The sequence below is a fragment of the Clostridium polynesiense genome (genome assembly GCF_000820705.1).
GTDB classification, from domain to species: Bacteria; Bacillota; Clostridia; order Clostridiales; family Clostridiaceae; genus Clostridium_AA; species Clostridium_AA polynesiense.
This window is the reverse complement of sequence record NZ_CCXI01000049.1, coordinates 44,816-50,815: the sequence shown is the minus strand read 5'-3', so window position 1 is coordinate 50,815 and position 6,000 is coordinate 44,816. Positions and strand designations below refer to the sequence as shown.

Annotated in this window: 4 protein-coding genes, 1 other RNA gene and 1 pseudogene; all 6 read right to left on the bottom strand. The window is 33.5% G+C overall.

The features are described from left to right. Positions 1-581: glycerophosphodiester phosphodiesterase family protein (locus tag TA89_RS04985; protein ID WP_040211407.1), on the bottom strand; the 581-nt coding region annotated here is incomplete at its 3' end. A gap of 420 nt (positions 582-1,001) precedes the next feature. Beyond that, positions 1,002-1,375: RNase P RNA component class A (gene rnpB / locus TA89_RS17635), an RNA gene on the bottom strand. Between the two features lie 112 nt (positions 1,376-1,487). Next, a complete protein-coding gene (locus TA89_RS04980; RefSeq protein ID WP_040211399.1) occupies positions 1,488-2,294 on the bottom strand; it encodes a Nif3-like dinuclear metal center hexameric protein in 807 nt (268 codons plus the stop codon). Further along, entirely contained in the window at positions 2,276-2,980 is a 705-nt protein-coding gene (locus TA89_RS04975) for a tRNA (adenine(22)-N(1))-methyltransferase (protein ID WP_040211397.1), read from the bottom strand. The genes TA89_RS04980 and TA89_RS04975 overlap by 19 nt, the downstream gene beginning before the upstream one ends. Positions 2,981-3,035: 55 nt before the next feature. Further along, positions 3,036-4,142, bottom strand: a complete 1,107-nt coding sequence (gene rpoD, locus TA89_RS04970) for an RNA polymerase sigma factor RpoD (protein ID WP_040211395.1) — start codon at positions 4,140-4,142, stop codon at positions 3,036-3,038. Between the two features lie 27 nt (positions 4,143-4,169). Beyond that, positions 4,170-5,951, bottom strand: a pseudogene (dnaG, locus tag TA89_RS04965) (DNA primase). Positions 5,952-6,000: the final 49 nt, after the last annotated feature.

The window sequence follows — 6,000 nt, the reverse complement described above, 5'->3', positions numbered from 1 at the left end:
GCAAATAATACAGGATGAAGTCCATCTGCTCCAACAGTTTCACAATAAGCCTCAGGGTGATATAAACCTTCAGAATATAAAATAGCAGTTTTAATCTCCGGTGCTATCCTCTTACTTTCTGCCACTGCATAGTGATTAAAACTGGAGATAATAACCTTCTTTTCCATTCCATATTTATATATCAGATTTATAAGCTTCTCCTCTATTCCTTCATAGAAGACTATACCGGTTTTGATCTCAAAATTAATAATGATATCTTTGTTCTTTGCAAACTCCAATAGTTCCATAGCAGTGGGTATCTGCTGGAAGCTATCCTTAGAAGAATGGTAATCAGCTGCATTTAGTTTTCTTATATCATCAAAGGTATAATCTTTAACTAAAGCATCAACACCTGTGGTTCTTTTTAAACTTTCATCGTGAATTAAAACAAGCACTCCGTCAGAAGTCATCTGTACATCGGTTTCAATACCCTGGCAGCCCATCTCCACTGCCTTTTCAAAGGCTAACATCGTGTTTTCCGGATAATATCCGCTAGCTCCTCTATGAGCATAATTTAAAGTCAATATAATCACCTCAAACATTATATATTTGTTAAAAGCTTTTCTTCTCTCTTCTTATTAATATACTATCATAGTTTATTAATGTAAATATATTCTATTAGTAAATGTTTTGAATCACTTCATTATTAGTTATCATTTCGTTGTAAATATTATATATAATCTTAATAATTATTTTTATATGTTTATCTTTATTACATTATTTTCTTTTGATATGTAAGAAGTTATGTTACACTATATATGTAACATTTGGATAATTAGGTAATATTTCAATGTTGATTCATTTTTATTAGGAGCTAAATTTTATTGCGATATATACTTAAAAATATCCTATGTAATAAACTGAGCAGTACTAAATGTATAAAAAGCATAAATAAATTATAAAGGAAATATCTATATTAATGAAGAAAACTCAATGCCGCTAAGCATTGAGTTTTCATGATTTATGCGAGATAAGTCTATAAGCCGAGTTCTGTATTTGACAATCATCTATCTAGGCCTGTTGTTACCAATCAGGCTCCAGCGACACACCCGAAGACGGGACGGGCAGCCCCATATGTCTTCCTATTCGGTCTTGCTCCAGGTGGGGTTTACAGAGCCATCAGGTCACCCTGACGCTGGTGAGCCCTTACCTCACCTTTCCACCCTTACCAGGCAGCATAAGCTGCTCTCATTAAGAATAAACTTAATTCTGGCGGTATATTTCTGTTGCACTATCCTTAGAGTCGCCTCCACTGGGAGTTACCCAGCACCCTGCCCTACGGAGCTCGGACTTTCCTCTCCTGACTTAAGTCAGCAGCGATTGTCTGGCTTACTCGCAAAACTCATATTAACATAAAATCGATAAAAAAGCAAATTATATATTGCTTGAAGCCTTACCTTTCCCTGGAAACCTAATTCACATACTTTTGTAAAACTTTTAAAAACTATCTATATGTATTTATAAGGGTCTTCGGAAACTTTTGATTGAATAAACTCTACGTTATTTAATTCTGTGGAATTTTCTTTAATTATCCTTTTCATTACCCTTAAAAAAGTTATCCATTCCGAAGGAAAATGTCCAACGTCTATTATAGAGCATCCTAACTCTGCAAAATCACTGGCAAAATGATAGGTGGTATCCCCAGTTATAATGCATTGAGCACCATTTTTAAATGCAAGAGGAAAATAATTCTCACCGCTTCCATTTATTACTGCAATCCTGCTTATTTTAGTCTCAAGCTTTCCTGTATATCGTAAATTATTAATTTTCAACTTGCTTTTTATTTCATTGATAAGATCTTCCAAAGTACATCCATCTATTCTTCCTATTCTTCCTATTCCGCTTTCTTTAACAGGAGAATCTTCCGCAGGTTCAAGAATTGAATTTTCTTTAATGTTCAGTATTTCCATTAAGGTGTCATTCATTCCTTTTTGTACAGAATCTAAATTAGTATGGCTGGAATATAAGCTGATATTATTAGTTATAAGGTTTATGATTTTTCTTCCCTGAAGAGTATCTGTAGTAATAGATGAAGGTTTTTTAAATAACAGAGGATGATGAGTTAAAATTAAATCTGCTTCTATGCTTACCGCTTCCTCAATTACTGCCTCGGTGCAATCTAGTGCCATAAGGACCCTTTTAAGCTCTTTACCGCTATCCCCTACCATTAGGCCCACATTGTCATAGCTTTCTTTCAAGGAAACCGGTGCAGCTTTTTCCATTATCTTTATGAAATCTATGATTTTAACAGACATTTTCTTAACTCCTCCAATCTATTTAATATGCATTGAACTGAATTTTTTCTTTCCCTTGCTGCCTCTGTATCTTCAAGTATGTAATTCTTTATCTTTTCATAGTAAAGTATTTTGTATTCTATATAATCCAATATAAGAGGGTGCTTCTTTTTAATCAGATAAGGGCTAATTTCATAATCTGTATCTTCCTTAGATTCATCTTTTACATCTTCAATATATTTAACTTTAAATAATTCATAAAATTTACCTTCATCTATACATATATCTTCATCAATAACTTCAAAACTGTTTTTATAAAGAAACTCCCTTAAAACCTCAGGATTCTGAGCAGGCTGAAGTATAATATATTCATACCTTTTTACTTTTTCTATATCCTCTAATAAAATGTCTCTTATAAGATTACCACCCATACCTGCTATAATCAAAGCTTCCACTTCATCTACAGAGACAGTGGATAATCCTCCGCCTTTACGGCAGTAGATTTTATCCTTAAGCTCTTCATTAACAATATTTTTTTCCGCCTTTTTTAATGGTCCTGAATTAATGTCAGAAGCAATTGCAGTTTTGCATATTCCATTTTTTACTGCATAAATTGGTATATATCCATGATCCGTCCCTACATCAACTATGCTGCTGCAGCTATCCATAAGATTGATTATTGATTTTAAACGTATGCTTAATTCCATTTTAAATTTCCTCTTTATATATGTTTAAATAGATTAGCACCTTTAAGTAAAGGTGCTAATCTAAGTAATCTTTCAGTTTTTTACTTCTGCTTGGGTGTCTTAATTTTCTAAGAGCTTTTGCTTCAATCTGTCTTATTCTCTCTCTGGTAACATTAAACTCTTTTCCAACCTCTTCAAGGGTTCTTGCTCTCCCATCATCAAGTCCGAATCGAAGTCTTAAGACCTTTTCTTCTCTTGGAGTCAAAGTATCAAGAACGTTAATAAGCTGCTCTTTAAGCATAGTAAAGGCTGCTGCCTCAGCTGGAGCAGGTGCCTCATCATCAGGAATAAAATCTCCAAGATGGCTGTCTTCTTCTTCTCCTATTGGAGTTTCCAAGGAAACAGGCTCTTGAGCAATTTTCATTATTTCTCTAACCTTATCTACAGGCATTTCCATATGTGATGCAATTTCTTCTGCCAAAGGTTCCCTTCCAAGTTCCTGAAGCAGCTGTCTGGATACCCTTATTAATTTATTAATGGTTTCCACCATGTGAACGGGAATTCTTATAGTTCTAGCCTGATCCGCTATAGCTCTTGTAATTGCCTGTCTTATCCACCAAGTAGCATAGGTACTAAATTTAAAGCCTTTTCTGTAATCAAATTTTTCTACTGCTTTAATTAGTCCAAGGTTTCCTTCTTGAATAAGATCTAAGAAGAGCATTCCTCTTCCTACATATCTTTTTGCTATACTTACTACCAATCTTAAATTTGCTTCTGCGAGTTTTTTCTTAGCTACCTGATCCCCTTGTTCAATCTTTAAAGCTAAGTCAATTTCTTCTTCAGAAGATAGAAGTGGTACTTTACCAATCTCTTTAAGATACATTCTAACCGGGTCATCTATGGCTATTCCTTCAGGAATTGAAAGATCTAAATCCTCTTCTGCATCTTCACTATCACTCATATCTCCAATGACATCAATTCCCATGGATTCGAGGACTTCATATATTTTTTCTATTTGTTCCGGATTTAAATCTATTTCTTCTAACTCATCCATTATTTCTTTATATGTTAAAGTGCCGCTTTTTTTGCCCTTTTCAATGAGCTTTTTAACTAATCCCATTTTAGCACTTCTGTCTTTATTATTCTTATCCTTAGAAACTTTGTCTTCATTCTTTGCTGTCATATTCATACCTCCTTCCGCCATTAGCCACTAACCCCTTTCTAATCCCTTAAGATTATCTTCTATAGTCTTTAACTCTTTTACATACTTTAAAGACTCTTCAAACAATCCTTTAGTTTCACATTCTTTAAGTCTATGCATAATCAGCTTCTTCTTCTCCTCTAACGTGTGTTTTTTTATTTGAAATATATAATCTGTTAAAAGCTTGCTATAATCAACATTGGTTTCATCAAAGCTAATTTCCTGTATTAAAACAAATTCCTTAGATGTTTCTATATCTTTACAATTTGTTTCGATATACTTGCCAAGATCCGTTATGTTATTATTTTTAGCCTCTATAATCAACTCATATATTCTTCTGTGAGCTTCTCAAATAAAACCTGAACTTTCAATGTTATTAACTATACTTTCATAATACTCATCTATAGTGGACATTATTTTAAGCAGAGCTCTTTCAGCTTTCATATATGCTGGCTCTATATATAATTTATGTCCAATAACTTCCACATTATTCATATCTCTGTTTTCACTGAAGTTTTTAGTTAGTTCTCTTCCCAATAAGTCGTAAACTGCCTGTTCTCTAATTCCTGTATCTTCAGAAATCTTTTTTACATAAACATCCTTCTCTATGGGATTAAGTTCTGCTAATATTTCAGTTACCCGCTTAGCATATTTAATAAGCATAGAGCTTTGATTAAAATCAATCCCCTCTTTTGCTTTTCTTAAGCGGTAGTCAATGAGCGGCAGAGCTTCATCAATGAGTTTATTAAAAGCATCTACCCCATTACTCCTTATAAATTCATCAGGATCTTTACCTTTTGGAACTGTAAGAACCCTAACTTCCAATCCTGTCTTTCTTAAAATATCCAGCCCCCTTAAAGTAGCCATCTGCCCTGCTAAATCTGCATCATAAGAGATTATTACCCTATCTGCATATCTTTTTAAAAGTTTAGCCTGAGAAGCTGTAAGAGCAGTACCCAAAGAAGCAACTGCATTTGTTATTCCGTATTGATGCAAGGCGATGCAGTCCATGTAGCCTTCCACAATGATAAATGTCCTGTTAAAACTATTGTTCTTAATTACAAAGTTCAATCCATAAAGGTGTGTACCTTTTATAAACAGCGGTCCGTCTGGAGAGTTAAGATACTTTGGCTTACTGTCGTCAAGTACTCTTCCTCCAAACCCTATTACCTTACCCTTATAATCAAACACAGGAAACATTACCCTATTTCTAAATCTATCATAGTAGTTTCCTTTTTCGCTTTTTATTATCAGTCCATTTTCTAATATCTGCTCTTCCTTATAGCCTTTTCTTTTTAAATAAGTCAAAAGTCCCCGCCAGTTATCTAAGGAATAACCTAAGCCAAATTTTTTTATAGTACCTTGAGTGATACCTCTCCCTGAAAAATATTCATTAGCCTTTTTATTATTAAGCAAGTTATTAAAAAAAAATTTAGCCACATCTACATTTAGCTTATATAGAAGATCTTTTTTATTTTTGTTTTGTTTATCTTCATATGTTTGAGCAAATTCAATGTTAACCCTATTTGCCAGATATTCTAATGCTTCAACAAAATTGAGGTTTTTATTTTTCATAACAAAAGTAATTACGTTACCTGCTTCCCCGCATCCAAAGCATTTATATATCTGCTTATCACTAGAAACACTAAAGGACGGAGTCTTTTCATTATGAAAAGGACATAATCCAGTATAGTTTCTTCCAGCTTTTTTAAGCCTCACACTTTCGGAGATAACATCTACAATATCATTTTCTTCCTTAATCTGCTGGATTAATTCTTCTGATATAGCCAAGAAGTTTCCCCACCTATCTTATTTTTTTCAACAAGGATTAATATATTCG